The 21,973-nt window shown below is 42.4% G+C and carries 21 protein-coding genes; 12 read left to right on the plus strand and 9 right to left on the minus strand.

The window, feature by feature from the left end:
* Positions 1-162 precede the first annotated feature (162 nt).
* The 4 genes from ACNURT_RS20820 to ACNURT_RS20835 all read right to left on the minus strand — a co-directional run bounded on the left by ACNURT_RS20820 (position 163) and on the right by ACNURT_RS20835 (position 4,308).
* Positions 163-477 carry a YMGG-like glycine zipper-containing protein gene (locus ACNURT_RS20820; protein WP_419699369.1) on the minus strand — a complete coding sequence of 105 codons (315 nt, stop codon included), beginning with the start codon at positions 475-477 and terminating at the stop codon, positions 163-165.
* A gap of 98 nt (positions 478-575) precedes the next feature.
* Positions 576-1,373, minus strand: coding sequence for an alpha/beta fold hydrolase (locus tag ACNURT_RS20825; protein ID WP_419699370.1), 798 nt, complete (start codon positions 1,371-1,373; stop codon positions 576-578).
* Between the two features lie 14 nt (positions 1,374-1,387).
* Positions 1,388-2,704 (minus strand): gluconate:H+ symporter, encoded by a 1,317-nt coding sequence (locus tag ACNURT_RS20830; protein WP_419699371.1) that lies wholly within the window; start codon positions 2,702-2,704, stop codon positions 1,388-1,390.
* A gap of 128 nt (positions 2,705-2,832) precedes the next feature.
* On the minus strand, positions 2,833-4,308 hold the full coding sequence (locus ACNURT_RS20835; RefSeq protein WP_419699372.1) for a sensor histidine kinase: 1,476 nt from the start codon (positions 4,306-4,308) through the stop codon (positions 2,833-2,835).
* A gap of 191 nt (positions 4,309-4,499) precedes the next feature.
* Here ACNURT_RS20835 and ACNURT_RS20840 point away from each other — a divergent pair, with 191 nt between their 5' ends.
* Complete coding sequence (locus ACNURT_RS20840; RefSeq protein ID WP_370995999.1) at positions 4,500-4,856, plus strand: response regulator; 357 nt, start codon at positions 4,500-4,502, stop codon at positions 4,854-4,856.
* A 998-nt stretch (positions 4,857-5,854) separates the two neighbouring features.
* Positions 5,855-6,223 (plus strand): response regulator, encoded by a 369-nt coding sequence (locus ACNURT_RS20845; RefSeq protein ID WP_370995998.1) that lies wholly within the window; start codon positions 5,855-5,857, stop codon positions 6,221-6,223.
* Between the two features lie 65 nt (positions 6,224-6,288).
* Here ACNURT_RS20845 and ACNURT_RS20850 read toward each other — a convergent pair whose 3' ends face one another.
* The 3 genes from ACNURT_RS20850 to ACNURT_RS20860 form a co-directional block, all read right to left on the minus strand.
* Complete coding sequence (locus tag ACNURT_RS20850) at positions 6,289-6,660, minus strand: hypothetical protein (protein WP_370995997.1); 372 nt, start codon at positions 6,658-6,660, stop codon at positions 6,289-6,291.
* 71 nt (positions 6,661-6,731) lie between these two features.
* Complete coding sequence (locus ACNURT_RS20855; RefSeq protein WP_370995996.1) at positions 6,732-7,238, minus strand: GbsR/MarR family transcriptional regulator; 507 nt, start codon at positions 7,236-7,238, stop codon at positions 6,732-6,734.
* A 186-nt stretch (positions 7,239-7,424) separates the two neighbouring features.
* Positions 7,425-8,570: a hypothetical protein gene (locus ACNURT_RS20860; protein ID WP_419699373.1), complete on the minus strand. Its 1,146-nt coding sequence runs from the start codon at positions 8,568-8,570 to the stop codon at positions 7,425-7,427.
* 231 nt (positions 8,571-8,801) lie between these two features.
* Between ACNURT_RS20860 and ACNURT_RS20865 the strand changes: the two genes are divergently transcribed.
* The 7 genes from ACNURT_RS20865 (at position 8,802) to ACNURT_RS20895 (ending at position 18,518) form a co-directional block, all read left to right on the plus strand.
* Entirely contained in the window at positions 8,802-11,912 is a 3,111-nt protein-coding gene (locus ACNURT_RS20865) for a tetratricopeptide repeat protein (protein ID WP_419699374.1), read from the plus strand.
* 34 nt (positions 11,913-11,946) lie between these two features.
* Complete coding sequence (locus ACNURT_RS20870) at positions 11,947-13,800, plus strand: hypothetical protein (protein ID WP_419699375.1); 1,854 nt, start codon at positions 11,947-11,949, stop codon at positions 13,798-13,800.
* Positions 13,801-13,959: 159 nt separating this feature from the next.
* On the plus strand, positions 13,960-15,045 hold the full coding sequence (locus tag ACNURT_RS20875; RefSeq protein WP_419699376.1) for a hypothetical protein: 1,086 nt from the start codon (positions 13,960-13,962) through the stop codon (positions 15,043-15,045).
* Positions 15,042-15,755 carry a MotA/TolQ/ExbB proton channel family protein gene (locus tag ACNURT_RS20880; protein WP_084192179.1) on the plus strand — a complete coding sequence of 238 codons (714 nt, stop codon included), beginning with the start codon at positions 15,042-15,044 and terminating at the stop codon, positions 15,753-15,755. Before ACNURT_RS20875 ends, ACNURT_RS20880 begins: the two co-directional genes overlap by 4 nt.
* Positions 15,752-16,150, plus strand: coding sequence for an ExbD/TolR family protein (locus ACNURT_RS20885; RefSeq protein ID WP_090464020.1), 399 nt, complete (start codon positions 15,752-15,754; stop codon positions 16,148-16,150). The genes ACNURT_RS20880 and ACNURT_RS20885 overlap by 4 nt, the downstream gene beginning before the upstream one ends.
* 120 nt (positions 16,151-16,270) lie before the next feature.
* Positions 16,271-17,083 carry an energy transducer TonB gene (locus ACNURT_RS20890; protein ID WP_419699377.1) on the plus strand — a complete coding sequence of 271 codons (813 nt, stop codon included), beginning with the start codon at positions 16,271-16,273 and terminating at the stop codon, positions 17,081-17,083.
* A gap of 136 nt (positions 17,084-17,219) precedes the next feature.
* On the plus strand, positions 17,220-18,518 hold the full coding sequence (locus ACNURT_RS20895; protein ID WP_419699378.1) for a bifunctional folylpolyglutamate synthase/dihydrofolate synthase: 1,299 nt from the start codon (positions 17,220-17,222) through the stop codon (positions 18,516-18,518).
* Positions 18,519-18,572: 54 nt separating this feature from the next.
* Here ACNURT_RS20895 and ACNURT_RS20900 read toward each other — a convergent pair whose 3' ends face one another.
* Positions 18,573-19,088: a lipocalin-like domain-containing protein gene (locus ACNURT_RS20900; RefSeq protein WP_419699379.1), complete on the minus strand. Its 516-nt coding sequence runs from the start codon at positions 19,086-19,088 to the stop codon at positions 18,573-18,575.
* A gap of 106 nt (positions 19,089-19,194) precedes the next feature.
* On the opposite strand from ACNURT_RS20900, the gene ACNURT_RS20905 reads away from it, so the two are divergent.
* The 3 genes from ACNURT_RS20905 (at position 19,195) to ACNURT_RS20915 (ending at position 21,733) form a co-directional block, all read left to right on the plus strand.
* A complete protein-coding gene (locus ACNURT_RS20905; protein ID WP_419699380.1) occupies positions 19,195-19,551 on the plus strand; it encodes a winged helix-turn-helix transcriptional regulator in 357 nt (118 codons plus the stop codon).
* Positions 19,552-19,635: 84 nt separating this feature from the next.
* Positions 19,636-20,628, plus strand: coding sequence for an L-glyceraldehyde 3-phosphate reductase (mgrA, locus tag ACNURT_RS20910; RefSeq protein WP_419699381.1), 993 nt, complete (start codon positions 19,636-19,638; stop codon positions 20,626-20,628).
* Between the two features lie 127 nt (positions 20,629-20,755).
* Complete coding sequence (locus ACNURT_RS20915) at positions 20,756-21,733, plus strand: Gfo/Idh/MocA family protein (protein ID WP_419699382.1); 978 nt, start codon at positions 20,756-20,758, stop codon at positions 21,731-21,733.
* A gap of 44 nt (positions 21,734-21,777) precedes the next feature.
* Here the strand turns inward: ACNURT_RS20915 and ACNURT_RS20920 are convergent, their stop codons facing one another.
* Positions 21,778-21,954 carry a DUF6496 domain-containing protein gene (locus ACNURT_RS20920; RefSeq protein WP_370995985.1) on the minus strand — a complete coding sequence of 59 codons (177 nt, stop codon included), beginning with the start codon at positions 21,952-21,954 and terminating at the stop codon, positions 21,778-21,780.
* Positions 21,955-21,973: the final 19 nt, after the last annotated feature.

A 21,973-nucleotide genomic window follows, 5' to 3' on the forward strand; every position in this document is an offset into this window, starting at 1 on the left:
ATATAAATTTTCATTTAGGCTATATATCTCCAATTATTTGCACTACAGCCGCCATTTTATAACACGGAATTGATATGCCCGAAATAACAATTGCCATTAAGATAAAATAAAAAGCCGGCAGATAAAATAAGCTGCCGGCTTTTTAACTATTATTAACATTAGTTAGTGTGTGGTGATGGTTTTAGTATGATGATGTTTAGGGTGTGCCCTGCGCCATGCAGCACGGCGTTTTTTCTCATCGGCCCGGCGTTGTTCGTTACCTATAATATAACCGCCACCGGCTCCTATGGCACCACCAATTAGGGCTCCCCCAACATTATGGCCTATAAGTCCGCCCGCAACCGCACCGCCGGCACCGCCTATAATGGCGCCTTTGGCCTGTTTGCTCATTTTCTTTTTAGTTTGTGCCTGCGCGCTAACTGTTAGCGTTAGCAGAAACGCTACAAACAGACAGGCATATATCATTAGCTTTTTCATAAAATATTGATAAGTTTAAAAATTATCTCTGAACATACTCATGCAAATAGCAAGCCGCATATATAAAAAGGGCCTTTAAATAACCAAAGGATGACATTTTATTTCAGAAAAGCCAGCACAGCTGCAGAAAACTGTATAGTTCTGGATGCACTATTATGATCGCCGGGAACATAATTGAGCTTAGAACCGGGGATAAGTTTGTTAAGAGCGGTTTCTGATCCGTTGTCATGATCCTCAGTACCGCAAATGATCAGCACGGGTATTTTTACTTTGGCTAATTCCTGTGGACTTGTAGAGGGCTGGTATTTTTGTTGTAAAGCCAGCGCGGTTATATCAAAAGCGGGGTTACTGTGGATATAATTAATCATGCCATCCACATCGTGAAAGGTAGTATCGCCCATGAGCGCCTTGTAGGCATGGATACGCCTGGGCCATTCCGGGTTGGTATAGGCATCGCCCATGCCTCCCATCACCAGTTTTTGTATCCGCTTATCCAGCACCAATAATCGCGAAGCAATAATGGAACCTCGCGAATAGCCAACTATGTTATATTTTTTAAGCTTAAGGCTGCTGGCCAAGCCTATGATGTCTTTGGCCTCGGCATCATTCGCGTAACCAGCATCCGTATGGGGCTTGTCGGACCGGCCATTACCCCGCTGATCTAAAACAATCACTTTATAACCGGCATTTAAAAGGTCGGTATAAAGCCGGCCTTTTTTCCAGCCTTCACCAGTACCAGAAAAGCCATGGACCAGCATCACCGGAAAACCATTTCCCTTTACCTCGTAATATATTTTTGTACCATCAAAAGAAGTGTAGTAATTACCAGCGGCCTGCTGCGCATGGCTGCAATAACCAGTCATTAATAATAGCAGGATGATGATACTTTTTCTCATGACAATTGGGTATGTTATTTTACAAACTGGTTAATGATCAAAACACCAATTAAGCCAATAACCGAAACCAAGGATTCCATCATCGACCATGATTTGATGGTATCTTTGATGCTCAGGTTAAAATATTCTTTATAAAGCCAGAAGCCGGAATCGTTCACATGCGAAAAGGCAAGGCTGCCCGCTCCTATAGATAGCACCATTAAGTTGGGGTTCACATGATTTTGTAACACCAGCGAAGCCACAATACCCGCGGCTGTTAACCCCGCTACCGTAGCCGAACCTAAACTTATCCGGATAATAGCGGCGATAACCCAACCCAACACAAGTGGCGGAAGATTTAGCTTCTCCAACTGGGCGGCTATCTGATCGCTTACACCACTGGCTGTCAATACCTCTTTAAAAGCTCCCGAACCGGCAATGATCAATAAGATTAAAGCGATATCTTTAATGGCATCGGTATAATTAGTTGCCAGTTGACTCATATTCCTGCCCTGCTTCACGCCCAAAGTAAAGGTGGCCACAATAAGGGCAATCAACATTACAATGGATGGATCGCCCAGGAAAGTTACCAGTTTTAACAAGCCGGGATCTTTAATGCCGAGATACGGAAAAAATGCCGTAAGCATGAGTAGTATCACGGGCAGCAGGGCGGTAAAGAAACTATTGAAAGCGCCGGGCAGTTTTTCTTCGGGTAGTTCTTCGGCCCTGAAGGTAGCTAACGGCTCCGAGGGTATCTTTTTCAGAAAACGGGCGAATAAGGGCCCGGCCAATATAATGGCGGGGATGGCTATCATCAACCCATAAATAAAGGTGGTAGCCATATTGGCATGAAACAATACCACCAATGCCGATGGTGATGGATGCGGTGGTAAAAACCCATGGGTTACAGATAGCGAGGCCAGCATAGGCAAACCAATATATACCGCAGGTAATTTATATTTATACACCACCGAAAATATAAGTGGTACCATCAGCACAAAACCAATACCATAAAACAGTGGTATACCGATAATAAAACCGGCGGTTACCAGCGCCCATTGTATATATTTTTGGCCAACGGCATTCACCAGTACTTCGGCAATTTTTTGGGCGGCGCCGCTTACAGCCACCAGCTTGCCCAGCATAGCACCCAGACAAATAATAATAAGCAGCTGACCCATAATATCGCCCATGCCTTTTTGTACAGACGCGGTAACTTTATTGATAGGGATACCCAGCATCAGACCAGCGGCAATAGATACCAAAAGAAAAGCGATAAACGGATTAACTTTTGCCCAGCTTACCAATAAAACAAGCAGGATAATACAGATAAGTATAGTTAGTAATGCCATGATTTAAACTGTTAGGTACAGGTAAGCAGCTTGGTGAAGCCCGGCCGCATGTTATCTGCCTAAAGTAATAACAATATTTGAGTTTCGGATTTTTATAGACAAAACCGTTACAATTAACCGGTCAGTTGTTACAAAGACCGATCCCAATCAGCCTGTAATGGCAGCAGGAAGTAAAATTCGGCGCCTTTGCCCTCCTCGCTCTCTACAGCAATTTTTCCATGATGCAGCCTGATGATCTCGGCCGATAAATAAAGACCAATACCAAAGCCCGACAATCCACGAGTGCTCTCATCTTCCACCCGGTAAAAACGCTGAAAAACATTTTGCTGGTCTTTGGCTTTTAAGCCCATGCCTTCATCTTTTACACTTACCCGCAAATGTTCAGTAAGTTTTTTAACCTCTACAGTTATGGCACTGCCTTTGGGCGAATATTTTACGGCATTGCTGATAAAATTACCTATTACCTGAGCTATCTTTTCCCTGTCGGCGGTGATCTGTACAGTTTGTCTGTTTTCAAAAGATAAAACATGATCTGGTGCTATGAGCATTTTATCGGCTGCTATCTCGGTAAGCAACTCGTTCATATCAAAAGTTTGGGTATTCAACTGTAGTTTACCCGACTCAATTTTTGACATATCCAGAAAACCATGAATGAGCCTGTTCATTTTGTTGATCTGCTTTTCTGACTTTTCAAGAGCGTTTATAAAAAAATCATCATCCGCTTTTTTTGCTTTTGACACCAGTAACTGGGTATAGGCTTTAAGTGAGGTGAGCGGCGTTTTTAACTCATGACTGGCCATAGCTATAAAATCATTTTTCATGATCTCCTCCTGTTTACGTTTGGTAATATCATTAATGGTACCCAGCATGCGTACAGGTTTACCGCGTTCATCATACAAAATCTTCCCGGTGGTTCGTATCCAATGTACCGATCCATCAGTCCATATTATACGCGCCTCGTATAAATAAACACCTGTTTTTATGGCTTTTTTATAGGCATTATTAACTATCGCCTTATCATCGGGGTGTATCATATCCCGCAATTCGGAGTGTGTTAACTTATCTTCAGGGTCAAGACCAAATATAACCGAAAGCGTTGGTGATGCGATAACATCATTAGTCACCAGGTCAAGATCCCAGTTGCCTATACCTGTAGCTTCAATAGCCAGGCGCAGGCGTTCTTCGGCGTCTTCTAAAAGCTGCCTGGCTATTACCTGCTTGGTTACTTCTGTGGCAACAATCATAACGCCGGTTACCTTATTATTACTGTCCTTAACAGGTTGGTAAACAAAGTCAAAATAAAACAAATTAACATGTTCGTTCCGGTTAAGCCTGATGGGAGTTTCATAACCATAATGGATATGACCACTTTTATAAGCATCCTTAACCAGTTTTATATAATCACTCGCGCTGTTTCCATCCAATGCAAGGACAAGCGGCAGACCAATAATATTAGCCTGTTTTCCCCATAATTCAAGTACATTCGTATTGGCCGATTCAATGATGAGATCAGGGCCTTTCAGAAAACTGATGGCCACCGGAGCCTGGATAATCAGATCATCTATGTATTGTCTTGCAGTTATATTTTGATCGTTCTTTTTCAAAACTTTAATTAAAACAAAAATATATATAGATCTGCTTTTTTTTTATGATTCAATAATATAAAAAATAGTTAAGTTTGTGCTTTATTTACCCGATAATTTTTTTAGCCCAAGCCATAGCTTTTTATGCTATTTTAGTTACATTTATCCGCATACCTCAGATCCTTTGGCCTTTTCACTTTTTAATATTTTTTATGTCAAAACGTATTTTAGTATTAGATGATAATCAGGACATATTAGATATTGTGCATGAAACCCTTACCTATGAACAGTTTGAGGTAAAAAGTACTTCGAACAGCCTGGATGTATTGCCTTTAATGGAGCAGTTTCTTCCGGATCTGGTTATACTTGACTACCGCGTTTCCGGTACCACAGGTGGCGAAATTTGCAAAAACATCAAGTTGCACAGTAAATTCAATAACATACCGGTTATTATATTCTCGGCCTATCTGAATAATGATGACCACCTGCTTAACTACGGTTGCGATGGTGTTATTAATAAACCTTTTGATCTTTCTGAACTGGTTGAAAAGGTGAATAATTTAATATAAGCTTTTAAAAGATACATCTTCCATTAGGCCCATGCCGGTAATTTTACTACCCTTTATTTTTCTTCAAATCCGCTTTCTCAACGGCAATCATTAACAGACAAATAAAAAACATTCTTCAAAATGATATTTTATTGCAACATCTATTAAAATTGCGCCTTAAAAATTTCATTTAACTAATAATTAGATATTTAGATTAAAACATTCATAATTTTATTATTTTTGTTAGTACCAGGCGTTATAGAATATTGATATACAATTAAAGTACCGATCGTATATGGTTATTCCAGCAAATTCAATTGAATCCATCAGAGCTCAAGGTAAAAGATTACCTATGTGCCCTAAGTGTAAGGCTCCACTTGACGACCGCGTACCAAGGGGCGCTTTTGTAAAAACCATATTCTTCTTTCTGCCCTTAAAACGCTATATCTGTTATAAGTGTCAGCGTAAACGCTATGTACTACGGTAGTTAATCAAAACATTATTTTTTATGCTTTAGATTAAGCAAAACATACTATTAAGTATGTTTTGCTTAATCTAAAGGTCATTTTCACAACAGGTATTGTAATTTGCGCACTATTTTATTTATAGTGACCGACCTAAATTCAACTACCAAAAGAAAAAAAAAGTATCACTGCTCCAAATGCGGTGAGCCTTTCCATTTCCAGTTAAAGAGAAACTGGTTTGTAAAAAGAGTATTATATTTTTTGCCTGTGAGGAAGTACTTCTGTGCCAAATGTAAAAAAGCATCCTATATTTTTGTGGACCAATCACATCCATAGCCGGCTTCGGATGTTTGCTTAAATAGCCATTAAAATCGGTTTTTTATTTTATTTGTACCTGTTACGAAAATAAATCGCTTTGTTATTAAGTATAATCGGCAATATTAAACTGTACTTTAAGTACTTAACTATTACTTTGGTACAAGAATTGCTAAACTTAGCATAGTTTGCTTTTTTATTATCTGAAAGCAATTTATAGACGATACTTAAAAACAAAATATGAGACGGATTTTAGCAGTAGACGACGACAGCGACATTCTGGAGGTTTTACAGTACATATTGGAAGATTCGGGCTATGAGGTGATAACCCTTGCTGATGGGCATTATCTTTTTGACAAGATAAGAGAAAGTCAGCCCGATCTTATACTATTAGACATTATGTTAGGTAATTTAGACGGCCGTGAACTTTGCAAAGATGTTAAAAGCAGTATAGAAACGCATAATATACCGGTTATATTGATATCGGCAAGCCATGAGGTGTCCAGAACATTAAACCAAACCGGCGCCCCTGATGATTTTATCGCAAAACCATTTGATATTGATGTTTTACTTGGAAGCATTAACCGGCAATTACATAATGCAGCTTAAAATGCACAAATAGCAGGTCGTAACCGCAATTACTCCTGCTATCGCTTTAAAGCCTATTTCCCTGTTCAGGCATTGATATTAAATGCCCTATCCCTTTTGGCCCTGTTGCGTAACTTGAAAAATACAATCAGGTTTAAAAAGTGCATAGCCCCCAGTATCAGAATAATACACCCTACCTTATAGCTTAAAACTTCCACCACTACCTGCGTACTGATTATGCTGCCGGTTTCTTTAAGGGCCAGGCTCATGTAGCCTATATTCACCAGGTAAAACCCTACTACCAGCAATTTATTCACAGAATCGGCCAATTCATTATTGCCGTGAAAAATATCCACCAAAAATATACGTCCGTTTTTAAATAGCACTTTAGCCACCCATACGGTTAATGCGATGCTTACCAGCAGGTAAACAATGTAGGTTAAGATAAAATAGTTCATGATTGTGATTATTTATATGTTATTAATTATTGAATTTTCAGTAAAAAATGAAATTTATAGACAAAAAAATATTACTTGAATATTTTAAATATCGAACCAAAAAACCAACTCTCCTCGGCTTTGAGCATGGTATCTAAAGTTTTGTTTACGTTATTGGCCAGCTTGTTAATATCGGTAACCGAGGAATGGAATGCTTTAAAGGCGGGATCTTTTTTATCCCCTTTCACCTCCGTTAGCTGGCCTAATATTTTGATCACCGGATCAAGCTCACGCTTTTTACGTTCTTCGGCCACCCGCCTGGCAATTATCCAGGTATCTTTTTCGGCATAAAAGTATTCTTTACGCTCACCGGTTTTATGCTGCTTTTCAACCAAGCCCCAGCCAATCAGGTCGCGCAGGGTCATATTGGCATTCCCGCGCGATATGCTCAGCTCGGCCATTACCTCTTCGGTAGTTAAAGCCTCCGGCGAAATGAGCAGCAAGGCATGTACTTGGGCCATAGTGCGGTTAATCCCCCACTCCGACCCCAATTTACCCCAGGCTTCAATAAATTTCAGCTTTGCTTCTGCCAATTCCATATACAAATATAAATAACTTTTTAAACTTTCAAAAATAAATGAAAGATATTTTTTGATTTGGGATGTGGGATGTTTGTCATGCTGAGCGGAGCGAAGCATCTATTGTACGCCATACATCGCGAAGAAGATCCTTCGTTCCTCAGGATGACAGCGTTAATTGAATTGGCATCTTTTCAAACTCACCACTCACCACTCACCACTCACCATTTTCAGCTCCTTATCTATCTTTTTATTCCACTCCTCCTGTGCGGCCATGTTCATGCCGTGAGCGGTTTCGGTATCATATTGCTCCTGCATCACGTTCATTTCATGAAACGATTCCAGGTATTGTACGTTGATAGGGCCATCGTAATTATCTACTGTATATTTTTCCGCCTTTAGTTTTTGCTTAAACCGTTCTATGATAATCTTTACAATATCAAAGTGCCGTTGCTCGTGATTGAAACTGTAGGCATTTTTACTATCGGGTTTTACCCAGCAGGCACTTTTAGGTAAAAAGGCTTTCAGACCCAGGTGCACGTTAACCATGCTTTTACTCACACTCACATCTTCACTATAACCAATGCTGGGTAAAACTTCGGCTCCAAACCGGCTGTTGTTAAGTGGTTTGGCCTTAAAATCGTCCCACGTTAAGGGCCTTTTGGATGAATAATAAATGGTGTCACCTTCGGGCTCCTCCGTATAATCGGTAAAAATGATCTTCACACCTTTTGCCAGTTTAATATTGGTGCCGGCCTCATTATTTATCCAGGTATTAAAAAAGGTAAGGCCATACTCAAGCGCATGACGTAATACCATTTCTATGTCAACCTCCTGGTTAACGTATCGGTTATAACCAGCACTGCCATTATAATCTGTCAGATGGATATTTTGGCCATCCCTTTGCAGGTAAAAAGATAAGGACACTTTTACTTTACCTTCTACATGATTGCCAGGCAGTGGTGTTTCATCAAGTTTAAACTTCTCTAAATGGATCATCACCGGTCTTAACGTTTTATCGGGCGGGAGGGCGGCAGTCACAAACTGTCTGATAGCCGCTAATGCACCTCCTTTAAAGTCAATAGCATACTTTGTCGCGTTACCTGGGCCAGGTGGTAACAGCCAGGCTACCGCGGTACGGTCGGTCCGGTTATCTATTACCCCGGCTACATAAAACTCTTTTGCAGATACAGGCAGTCGCTCAATATTTAAAACAATCGGATCCGTTACTTTTTGAGCCTTTAAAATTGGCGAAGAAATTAAAATAATGAATAACAGCAGCTTAACCCGCAGCCCCACCGGGCGTAAAAAACACACGGCAACTAAGTCAATTAATACAACATCACCCATCATACTATATAATGCATAATGTTCAAATAAATTGCCTTTAAGTGTACTATTTGGTTACCTTTGACCATCGATACCAGTGCTATGGTTTTGTTCAACAATTTTAAAGTTTTCCACACACATATTGTCTTAAGTATTACCTTCGTTAATTAGTTGTGTTATCCACATTTGTTAATTACTTATGTTAATAGCTCTTTTTCGTTTCGCTAATTTAGCACCATCGTTAGTATGCGCTTTATGATCAAAATAAAATACATTTCCCTGTTAATCCCCGTATTTATTGTTTCAACGGCCAGCGCGCAGCAAAATCCATCCTTCCAGGTTTACCGCACTTATCATACGGCTATGGACCTGATGGACAAGGGCAAATTTGCCTCTGCTGCCGAGCAATTCCGCACAGTTGAAACCTCACGCCTTAAAACAGCCACCCAGCCCCAGTTTGAGTCGGAGCTGTCGCTGGTAAAAGAAAACAGCCAGTATTACGAGGCTTTTTGCGCCCTTAATTTGGGTAATGACGATGCCGAAAGCATGTTTCTGCGCTTTATTAAAGAGCATCCCGAAAATCCATTAACCAAGCTGGCTTATTTCCAAATAGGTAAATCGTATTTTAAACAAGGTAAATATGAAGATGCCATCCGCTGGTTTGACAAGGTTGAGGCTGGTGAACTTAACGGGCACGACAATACCGAGTACAAATTCCGCAAAGGTTATGCTTATTTCTCGCTTAAAGATTATAAGAACGCGCAACTGCTTTTTGCCGAAGTAAAAAACAAACGCTCGGAGTTTACCGAGGATGCTACCTACTATTTTGCGTACATAGCTTATCTCAACAAGGATTATCACCTGGCGCTGGCCAATTTTGAGAAACTTAAAAATTCCAAAAAATACGAAAACAGCTATCCATACTACATATCGGCGGTTTACTTTTTGGATAAACGCTATGATGATGTGCTGAGCTATGCGGTGCCTATTGTAAATAACACCCACCAGGAGCATGAAACTGAGATGCTGCGCATTATTGCCGCCTCCTATTTTGCTAAGGCCAATTACGATAGCGCGGTTAAATATTATGATCGTTTCCAAAGCCGCGACCAGGGCAAAACCCAAAACACACAGGATAGCTACCAAATCGGTTACACTTATTATAAAGTGGGTAATTACGCTAAAGCAGCCACCGAGTTGGAGCGCCTAATAGAGCAGGGCGATGTGTACAGCCAAAGTGGTAATTACACGCTGGGTGATGTTTTCCTGAAAATGAACAACAAACAAAGCGCCCGTAATGCGTTTTTGGCTGCTTCTAAACTCACTTACGACAAGCAACTCCAGGAAGACGCTTTGTATGAATATGCCAAACTATCCTATGAGCTCGATTTCAATACCGAAGCGCTGGCAGCTACCCGTTTATATTTAAAAAATTATCCGCGCTCACGTCGTAATGATGAAGTGAAAGTGTTGCTTGGCGAGGAATTGCTGAACTCCCGTAATTACAAGGAGGCCGTTGAAATACTGGAGCCGATACCTAACAAATCGGAAAGCGCGCAGATTGCTTACCAGAAAGTAACTTATTACCGCGGTCTGGAATTTTATAACGAGCGGGCTTTTGAAAACGCTATTGGTATTTTCCTGCGTTCGTTAAAAAACCCAGTAGATCGGAAGACCCAGGCTTTAACTACTTACTGGATGGCCGAGGCTATGTATGAGGTACGTAAATATGGCGAATCGGTAGAAAACTTTGAAGCGTTTTTAAGTATGCCCGAAGCCAAAGAGACCGATCTGGCTAACTACGCCAATTATGCACTGGCCTACGCTGCCTTTTATGGCGAGCAATACAAAAAAGCTGCCAATTATTTCGAAAAATTTCTGCGAGGCGACGTAAAAGATAAAAACACCGAAAACGACGCGATAACCAGGCTGGGCGATAGCTATTTTGTATTGAAAAGCTACGGCACCGCGCTTGATTATTATAACCGCATTATAGCCATGCACAACCAGGGCGAAGATTACGCCTTGTTTCAGCGCGGTATGATACAGGGATTACAAGGTTCGCTGGATACCAAGATCAGTACGTTGAACGATGTCTTGAACGCCTTTCCTAATTCGGATTATGCGGATGATGCTTCTTTTGAGATAGCTTATACCTATTTCCTAAAAAATGATGGCGACCGTGCAAAAACCGACCTGAACGCCATGATCCAAAAATACCCGCACAGCAGTTATGTACCGCGCGCGCTTACTACCATCGGCCTAATTGACTACAATGCCGGTCATGACGATCTGGCTGTAGAATCATTCAAAAAAGTGGTTGCAGATTATTCCTCAACCGATGAGGCCAAACAATCGCTCAAACAAATTGAAAAAATATATACCGATAAAGGCGATGCCCAAACGTTTATCAATTACGCAGGTACAACCTCTATTGGCAACTATACCACCTCGCAGCAGGAAGATATCATGATCACCGCTGCCAACAACCTTTATTTAAAAGGCGACTGGCAGGGAGCTGTAGGCGCAGTAAACGCCTATCTGGATAAATTCCCAAGCAAACAGATCTACGAAAAACAAGCCAGATTTATACGTGCACAAAGTTTGGTTAACCTGAACAGATCGCAGGAAGCCGTTGTTGATTATAACATTATCCTGAACGACTGGACAAGCGCCTATACCGAGAAATCATTGATCAGCATGGCTAAGCTGTATATCTCTCAGAAAAAGTATAATGAGGCCATCGTGTTCCTGAAAAAACTGGAAACCAACGCCGAGTTTAAAGAGGATTACTCCTTCGCTATCAATAACCTGATGCTTTGCTATGCGCAGATGAACATGCCTGATGATGTGCTGAACTACGTGAAACAGATCAGGGGTAATGATAAGGCCGCCCAGGAAGATAAATTCCGCACTGGTTTATATGCCGGCGAAGCTTATTTGCAAAAAGGCGATACCACTGCCGCGATAAAAGAATTTGATTACACCGTAACCAACACCAAAACCGTAGCCGCTGCCGAAGCTAAATATAACATTGCTAATGTGGAATACTTAAAAGGCAGGTACAAAACATCGCAAAAGATGTGTTTCGACTTGGCTAAGGAAATGCCGAACTATGATTACTGGGTAGCCAAAACCTATATTTTGCTGGCCGATAATTATGTAAAGTTGAAGGATAATTTCCAGGCAAAAGCCACGCTGCAAAGCATTATTGAAAATTATAAAGGTAACGACGATGTATTGCCTACAGCTAAACAAAAGTTGGGTGTACTGACGGGCAAACCTGTAAAAATAGAGGCCACTGCACCAGATACAAGTGATAATAAACCGGCCCCGGCCGATACCACCAAAACCGGTCAAAACTAACAGGATGGCAAAGAATAAGATAAAAAGACAGGCAATGAAATTAAAATATATCTATACGCTGCTTACCTTAATAATAGCATTATACTTTGTCCCTGCACAAGCGCAAACAAAGAAACCGGCCAAAAAGGCCACTACTAAAACTGCAGCAAAAAAAGCTCCGGCAAAACCGGCAGCTAAAAAACCTGCGGCAAAAACTACTGCTCCTAAAAAAGCCAGCACATCATCAAAAAACTTAGGTGATGCCGCGGCAAAATCTGCTGCGGATACCACCAAAAAGGGCGGCAACGGTACCAATGCCGATAACGGAGGCAGTCTTTCTGAAGAGATCGTAGTAACTACCGCTTACAAACCGGTACTGGCCGACGCGGTGAAAATACGCCGTAACCCAGATCTGGAAGATAAAGCACCGTTTAAAGCTCCTTTAGTATATGCTCCGCTTGATAAAAGACAGGAACAAAACTCAGAGATCCGTCAGTTGGAAGCCATGAAAAGGCCACCAGAGCAGGACTCGGTTCTGCTAAACAATTATGTTAAAGCAGGCGCGGGAAATCTAAAATCTCTTTTTGGTGAAGCATACTTTTCAAACGGTCGTGACCAGGCATTGCAGTTTGGAGGTTACCTGAAACATTTTTCACAGTCAGGATCATTAGAAAAACAAAGCCAGAGTAAAGATGATGTTGGCGTATTTGGTAAAAGCATCATGGGTGATAATAACATCAGTGGTCGCATCACCTACAACCGCATGGGTACCAACTTTTACGGATACGATCAATCGGCCCCTGATAACAGCTTTGTACCCGGCAAGCAACATTTCAACACCATTGGCGCCGAAGCCGAACTGGCCAAGAACTATAAAGACGTAGAAAACGATTTCACCTATGCGTTGAAAATAAAAGGTTATGCCTTCAGCAACGCCTACCAGGCCAGGGAAAACAACTTCGTAATATCAGGCTTTATCAACCAAACCGTAAAACAATTTTACGCAGGATTGAGCGGTTCGGTGGATCTGAGTTCACAGAAAGATAGTCTTTATAAAATCAGTAATAACATTTTGAGGTTAAACCCTTACATCAAATTTCAGGGCACTAATTATAAGATTGACGCGGGTGTAAACATCGAGAAGGAATTTGGCGAGTTCGGTAAGTTCTATATTTTCCCTGCCGCTAAATTAGAGGTGCAGGTGATCCCGAAATATGTGCGTTTGTTTGTAGAGGCCAAAGGCGATATCAACCGGACATCCTTACATGACCTGGCTTACATTAATCCTTTCATCGGCCAAAACATCGAGATCAAAAACTCGGTTGACCAGTTGGATCTCAGCGCGGGCTTAAAAGGCACACTGGCTCCCGGTTTAAGCTTTAAGGCATCCGTGTTCCGCAACAGTGTTAAAAATATGCCTTTGCTGGTCAGCAATTTCGACGCCGAAGTAAACAAGTTCAAGGTGATTTATGATGATGGCAAAGCCCGTGTGAACGGCTTTAACGGCGAGCTTGATTTTAAAGCCAGTGACGATTTTAACATCTTTGGCCGCGTAGAGATCAAAGATTACCAAATGGCATCAGAAACACAGCCCTGGAACCTGCCAAAATTTTTATTAACCGCGGGTACATCCATCAATATTAATAACCAGGTAAGTATTACCGGTTCGTTATTGTTCCGTGGATCAACAAACGACAGGGTATTTACCACTTCTGGCGGTACATCAACTATGGTTCAAAAACCGATAGCCTCCTTTGCCGATTTAAGCGGTGGTGTTCAATACAAGGCTACCCGTCAAATAACGGTATTTGTACAGGCTAATAACATTTTAAGCACCAGTTATCAGAACTGGTTATACTATCCTAACTACGGATTTAATATCTTTGGCGGCGTTGGGTATTCGTTTTAGACCGGGCTTGGGTAACGAGGTTCGTGTAACGTGGTTCGGGATTTCCGCATAACACGAACCACGTCACACAAACCCCGAACCTGATAATGTGAACCAGGTAACACAAAGCAATTTACCTTATGCCTTTTGATGTTTTATAATTAACCGTATTTTTAGCGAATGGATATAGCCAATTATTTAAGCGAACTGTTAGGCCGGCATAGTAAAGTAGGTGTGCCGGGCCTTGGTTCATTTACACAAGTGCGTGTAAATGGTTATTATAACAGCGCCGAAGGCAAATTATATCCGCCAGGTTACCAGGTACAATTCAGTCCGGATCCATTCGATGATGATACGCTGGTAGAATATATCGCCCAAAAGAAAAACATATCGCTGGCATCATCCAAATATTTTACCGAAAAGTATATCACTTCTCTAAAACAGGATGCCGCTTTTAAAGAAGTTCCCTTCGCCAACCTGGGCTGGTTTTATACCAACAATGGGGAGATCGCGTTTAAAGCCGGCGAAAACCATAACGAAGGTCCCGAGTTTTATGGCCTGGCACCCATCGCCATTAAAAAGCTTAATCAGCAGACCGAAAGTTCGGAAGCTGGGGAGTCCGAAAGTCCTGCCGCTCAGCCGCTGCCTTTCACGGTAGCTCCACAAGAGCCCGTTGTTACTCCACCTGCGCCAACGGCCGATCAGCCCGAGGTATATGAGGATGAAGAAGTTGAAGAAAAACCACGTTCGGCAAGTCCATGGCTTATCGCGCTCATCATTTTGATCGTTCTTGCGGTGGCAGCATTTGCACTTTATAAATACAACCCGGCATTGTTCAATTTTGTCAGGCAACCGGCAAAACCCGGTGCCGAACAACCCAAAACACAGCCTGCGGCTGCAGCAGACAGTGCGGATGACAGTAATAAAACAGCCGCCCCTATTTTGGATACAGCAAAGGCAATTTCTAAACCCGATACGGCGTTAAAGAAAACAGTGGCAGCTGCCGATACCACAGCCAAACCTGAATTTGTGATATTTGCCGGCTCATTTAAAACGCAAAAGAAAAGCGACGAAGCCGTTAAAATTTACAAAAGCGTTGGTGTTGATGCCCGCGCATGGCATGGTCCAGGTTCTGGTAAGTATATTAAAATAATCATTGGCAGTTTTGCCACATCTGCAGAAGCAGAAGCCGAAAGACTTAAATTAATAAAAGAAAAAAAAATAAGCAAACTCTCATACAGCCAAGAAATTAACGAAAAGAAATGACATTATTATTGATACAGCAGATAGCAGATACCGCGAAACACCTGGCAGACACCGCAGGCCACATTACACAACCTATCACCACACAGCCCGAAGAGCTGCGTTTTGGCGATCTATTGATCAAGGGTGGTTGGGTGATGGTTCCCATTGGTATTTTGGCTGTTTTAGGTTTGGTTATATTTTTTGAACGCTATTTTACCATCCGTAAAGCCTCCAAAAACGAAGCAAACCTGATGTTGCAGGTACGCTCCAGTATCCACTCGGGTAACCTGGAATCGGCCATAGCGCTTTGCCGTAATAATAATTCGCCCCTGGGCCGTATGCTGCAAAAAGGTTTGCTGCGTATCGGTCGCCCCATTAAGGATATCGAGGGCGCCATCGAAAACGTGGGCAAGCTGGAAGTATCCAAATTGGAAAAAAACATTGGTATCCTGGGTATTGTGGCGGGTATCGCGCCCATGTTTGGGTTCCTGGGTACTATTGCCGGGGTAATCAAGATCTTTTATGATATATCTAAAACAGATAACATCAGCATGGGTGTTATATCTGGTGGTTTATATGTAAAAATGGTAACATCTGCTGCCGGTTTGATGGTAGGTATCGTAGCTTATGTATGTTACCATATTTTGAATATGATGGTTGATAAGGTAATTTTGAGCCTGGAAACTGATGCCATTGAATTTATTGATCTGTTAGAGGAGCCAAGCAAATGAATTTAAGAAAAAGACATAGAGGGGCATCGGCAGAGGTTCATACCTCGGCCATGAACGACATCATGTTCTTCCTGCTTTTGTTTTTCCTCATCGCATCAACAGTTACTAACCCAAATGTGATCAAGCTGGTACTGCCCAAATCATCAAGCGGGCAATCGGTATCCAAAAAAACCATCACGGTATCGGTAACTAAGGATCTGAAATATTACGTCGACAAAAAGGAAGTTCCGGTAGATGCCCTGCAAACTACCTTATCCGGATATAAAACCCTGGCAACCGAACTCACCATAGTTTTATACGTTGATAAAACTGTAGCCATACAGGATGTGGTTCAGGTAATGGATATAGCACAAAAATTAAACATCAAACTGGTTCTGGCAACGGAACCTAAATAGGTTCGTGTTGCGGGGTTCGAGGTTCCGGAAATCAGGTATAAATCACAAACTTGATAACACCAACCACGAACCTTACAACACGCAACACGAACCCGACAACACGAACCACGGAACAGAAAAATGGAATACAGAGAAGAAAATAACTATCCAAAGGCATTTGCGGCAACAGGCATTATTTTGGCTGTGCTTATTGCTGCCTGTTATTTTATCGTGTTTCAAAACCCGCCAAAACAGGAAGAAGGCACCGGGGGCATACTGGTAAATTACGGTACGGTTGATGAAGGTATGGGCAACGATTATATGAGCACCGAGGAACCTTCGGTTGCTGAAAAGGCCAATAATACCAAACCGGATAAAGTTACCCACGAAAAACCCACCGAGGATAAACCCACACCGCAAACCAGCGACAAAACCGTGGTGACCCAAAATACAGAGGACGCACCGGAAGTGGCTGCGCCTACAAAAAAACCAACCAATACCGTAACTACTCCGCAGCCAACCAAAACACCGGCCAAACCTACCGTGAACCAGAATGCCTTATATAAAGGCAAGGCTACAACCGGCACCGGCGAAGGCGATGGAACTGGCAGTACACCAGGCAACCAGGGCAAACCAACCGGCACAACCCTTACCAATAACTACAACGGAACAGGATCTGGCAATGGCGGTAGTCTCAATCTGCAATCACGTAATTTTGTAAGTAAACCCAATGTTGATGATGGTAATCGTTTTACAGGCAAGGTAGTGATAGATATACAGGTAGATAAAGCTGGCAATGTAACTTATGCCAAGGCAGGCCGCGGAACCACCATATCTGATTATAACCTGATCCAAAAATGCGAGGATGCCGTAAGAAACTCCCGCATCAGCCCGGCAGAAAACGCCCCCGATACCCAAAAAGGTGCTGTAGTATTTGTATTTAAGGTAAATTAGGTTTGGTTCATGGATCATAGTTGCTGGTTCATAGCTATATTTTAGATCAACGGGAATCTCAATTAAACACATCTGCATTAACTTTGTACTCATTCATAGCTCATTTGGTACTACTATGAACTATGAACCATCAACTATGAACTACAACGAAACCATCCAATACCTATACACTCAACTCCCCATGTTTACGCGCGATGGGGCTTCGGCTTTTAAAAAGGACCTCACCAATACCATTGAGCTTTGCAAACGGCTGGACGATCCACAGCATCGGTTTAAAAGCGTACATATTGGAGGCACCAACGGCAAAGGTTCTACATCGCACATGCTGGCAGCTATTCTCCAAACAGCAGGATACAAAACCGGTTTGTATACATCGCCCCATCTGAAAGATTTCCGGGAACGCATCAGGGTTAACGGGCAAATGATCAGCGAGCAAACCGTGATTGATTTTGTGGCGCAACACCGTGCTGATTTTGAAGAGATAGCTCCTTCCTTTTTTGAGATGACCGTAGCCCTGGCTTTTGACGTTTTTGCCAAAGAAAAAGTAGATATCGCTATTATTGAAGTAGGTTTAGGCGGACGCTTGGATTCCACCAATATCATTACTCCACTCCTGTCTGTCATTACCAACATAGGCTGGGACCATATGAACATGCTGGGTGATACACTGCAACTGATAGCAGGCGAAAAGGCAGGTATCATTAAACCCGGCATCCCGGTGGTTATCGGCGAACATCAGTCGGAAGTCGCTTCTATTTTTATAGATAAGGCACGGGCAATGCAATCGGAACTACTGTTTGGGTCCGATTATTGGAAAATCTACCCATCTGTTGGCGAGTCACAGGTTTCTGATTATTTATCATTTGCGATAGAGAAAACACGTCCGGAGATTTCCTATTATAAACTGAAACTTGACCTTCCCGGTACATACCAACTCAAAAATGTTAAAACCGTTTTAACCGCGATTGAAGAATTAAAAAAAATGGATTTTGACATCAGCGATGATAACATTCGTAACGGTTTATCACGGGTTAAAACGCTCACCGGCTTACATGGCCGCTGGGAAATTTTAAATACTCAACCGCTGACCATTTGTGATACCGGGCATAACCCGGATGGTATACAGGAGGTAGTCAAAAACATTGCCGCGGTTGATTACCAGCAACTGCATTTTGTAATAGGTATGGTGAATGATAAGGACATTACCAAAGTACTCGCTCTGCTCCCAACAAAAGCTATCTATTACTTCTGCAAACCAGATATCCCGAGGGGATTAGATGCTGAAAGCTTAATGCTTAAAGCAGAAAGCTTTGATTTACACGGAGAGACTTACCCATCAGTAAAAGCAGCTTTATCAGCCGCTCAGGCTAATGCCACCGATAATGACCTGGTTTTTGTTGGTGGCAGCACTTTTGTGGTGGCAGAGGTGGTATAAGCTAATTGTTGAGTTAGTGAATTATTGATTTATTGAATATAGAATCAGATAAATTTATTCTATCCGTTTCCATTCCACTTCCCCGGTTGCTGTAGCACCTGTAGTTGGGGCGGGTACCGTATACTTAAACACATTCCCTACCAATGTAAATGGCCGTTTTTGCTGTGTACCCTCCCAGTTAGGAAACGAAGCGTGGTCGATATGGAAAATAATAGTGCCTGTAGCATTGTCTACACTATAGGTTCCAAAATGCGCATTGCTGCCTTTTACTGCTTCCCTGTTCTCTTCATCAGTACCTTTGCTTTTATCATTTGCTGCAAATTTGGTACGGCCCTGGCTAAATATCTGTAGCGCATAACGGCCACTTTTATCTAAAACAAGCAACCCCTGTGGATTATCGCCATATAAATGCACCCTACTGCCATCCGCAAGTATATTATCAACAGCAATTAACGAATATGTTCCGGCAGTGCTCACAGTTGCCGGGTTTGACGACATGCTGCTTTTTTGTTGTGCACTAACAGACAAACAGCAAAAAATGGAAAATATAAACATCAGGGTACTTTTCATATGTCAAAGTTAAATTTGCTATGTACCTTTATCAAGTAGGCACAAAAAAGTAGCCTGCTTACAAATAAGTTACTATGCTGTAGATCAGCTATTTTATTTTTAACTGATGGATAAAAAAGTAAAAAGACAGGCGCCAAAATGCGGAATTGACTATGCTTTTCAACGAATTGGAGGCAAATATAAAGGTCGTATCCTATGGCGCTTAAGGGTTGGCACCTTACGCTATGGCGAACTGCGGAAAACAGTAATCGGGATAACATCAAAAATGCTTACACAGACTTTAAGAGAACTGGAAAATGATGGGTTGATTAGTCGGAAAGTATATGTAGAAGTACCTCCCAGAGTTGAATATACCCTTACAGATACGGGTAAAGGGCTGCTCCCTTTTTTATCTGTATTAAGAGATTGGGCCAAAGAGCAAATGTTGATAAACCACATTGAGGCCATGCCTGGACGTTCTTAACATAACAAATTATTTACTTCCGCTTTCTGCATAAAATTCTATTTTTACTTTTCTTAAAATCATCGCAATTCTCACATTTATTCTATGACATATCTACCATCAGCAGACAGATACAAAAAAATGCAATATCGCCGTTGCGGCCATAGCGGCATCAAACTTCCGGCTATTTCGCTGGGTTTGTGGCACAATTTCGGGCATGTAGATGTAACCGAAACTTACCGCAAAATTTTACACCTGGCTTTCGATAGCGGCATTACGCACTTTGATCTGGCCAACAACTACGGTCCGCCCCCGGGTTCTGCCGAAGAGAATTTTGGTCGTATTTTAAAAGAGGATTTCCGCGGCTACCGCGATGAGATGATCATCTCGAGCAAAGCTGGTTATACCATGTGGGATGGCCCTTATGGCGACTGGGGCTCTAAAAAATACCTGGTAGCCAGTTTGGATCAAAGCCTGAAACGCATGGGTTTGGATTATGTGGATATATTTTACCACCATCGTCCCGATCCGGAAACACCGCTGGAAGAAACCATGGCCGCGCTTGATCTGATTGTTCGTCAGGGTAAAGCTTTATACGCGGGTATCTCCAACTATCCGGCTGCGGAAGCTGCGAAAGCTATAGCGATATTGAAAGACCTGGGTACGCCCTGCCTCATCCATCAGCCCAAATATTCTATGTTTGTACGTGATCCGGAAGAAGGCTTACTGGATGTGCTGGGTAACACCGGAGTGGGCTGTATCCCTTTTTCGCCGTTGGCACAGGGCTTGCTCACCAATAAATACCTGCATGGCATTCCCGAAGATTCAAGGGCCGCCAAATCAACCGGTTTCCTGCAAAAGGACCAGGTAACTCCTGAAAGGATTGCCCAGATAAAACAATTGAATGACCTGGCCCTGAAACGCGGCCAAACACTGGCTCAAATGGCATTGGCCTGGCTGCTGAAAGATAGCCGGGTAACTTCGGTGCTGATTGGTGCAAGCCGTGCTGAACAATTGGCCGATTCATTAAAGGCGCTGGATAATATCACATTCTCGGCTGATGAGCTTAGCCAGATAGAAAAAATACTGGCCTTCTAATCCCCTGAAGGGGAAACTGACTTGCGCGTGTATATACAGGCTATAAATCAGGTAGGTTAATCAGTTATAAATTAAATTCAAGTAATTAAAAAGTCTCCCCCTTCGGGGGGAGACTTAGAGGGGGCTTATGAGCAATATAAACTGGGGTATCATTGGTTGCGGCGACGTAACCGAATTAAAAAGCGGACCGGCATTTAAAAAAGTAGCCGATAGTAACCTATTGGCTGTAATGCGACGCGACGCTGCCAAGGCGGCCGACTATGCACAGCGCCATCTGGTAAACCAATGGTACAGTGATGCCGAAAAACTGATGGACGAGGCCGGCGTTAATGCTATTTATATAGCCACTCCCCCCTCCTCGCACCTGCAATATGCGCTAAGTGCCTTAAAAAAGGGGCTGAACGTTTATGTCGAAAAACCGGTTACCCGCAATGCAACTGAAGCCCGCGCTATGGCCGAAGCTGTAAAACAAAGTAATGCCAAACTAACCGTTGCCCATTATCGCCGTGCCGTACCCATGTTTCTGGCGGTCAAAGAGCTGATCGATACCCAAAAGATAGGCGATATCCGCACTGTACAGATCAGGATGTGGCAAAGCCGCAAACCAGAGCTGATCACTAAAACCAAGGACAACTGGCGGGTTAACCCCGAGCTATCCGGTGGCGGTTATTTTCATGACCTTGCCCCGCACCAGCTCGACCTGATGCTGTACTATTTTGGCGAGCCTGAAAAATACCATGGATTCTCGCTCAATCAATCGGGCGCCACCCTGGCTGATGATCATGTTTGCGGGCAGATCTTATTTAAAAACAAAGTAGTGGTAAACGGGTCCTGGTGCTTTAATGTAGCCGAAAACCTCACCACCGATACCTGCGAGATCATCGGCACTAAGGGCAAGATCACTTTTCCGTTCTTTGGTAATTACATCAGCTGGAAAACTGATACTGAAGATGAAACCGTCACTTTTACCCATCCGCAGCATATTCAGCAACCTATGATCGAAAAGATAGTTGCTTACTTCAAAAACGAAGGCCCCAACCCCTGCAGCATTGAAGAAGCTATTGTGCTAATGGATGTGATGGATGCATTCACCAGCAACGGATAAAAAGCGTTGTTGTTTTTGGACAATAACGCTTTTCAATTTAAAATTTAACTTTTCTTTTTGGGTACTTTAGCGCCCTCTTTCCGTGCCTCTGATAGTCCGATAGCTACAGCCTGCTTCTTGCTTGTCACTTTTTTGCCGGTTCCGCTTTTAAGTTTGCCCTCTTTCATTTCATGCATGGTTTTCTCCACTTTTTCACCTGCTTTTTCTGAATACTTTGCCATAATTTTAATTTTTAAGTAG

The organism is Mucilaginibacter sp. NFX135, from assembly GCF_048565145.1.
Taxonomy (GTDB): Bacteria; Bacteroidota; Bacteroidia; order Sphingobacteriales; family Sphingobacteriaceae; genus Mucilaginibacter.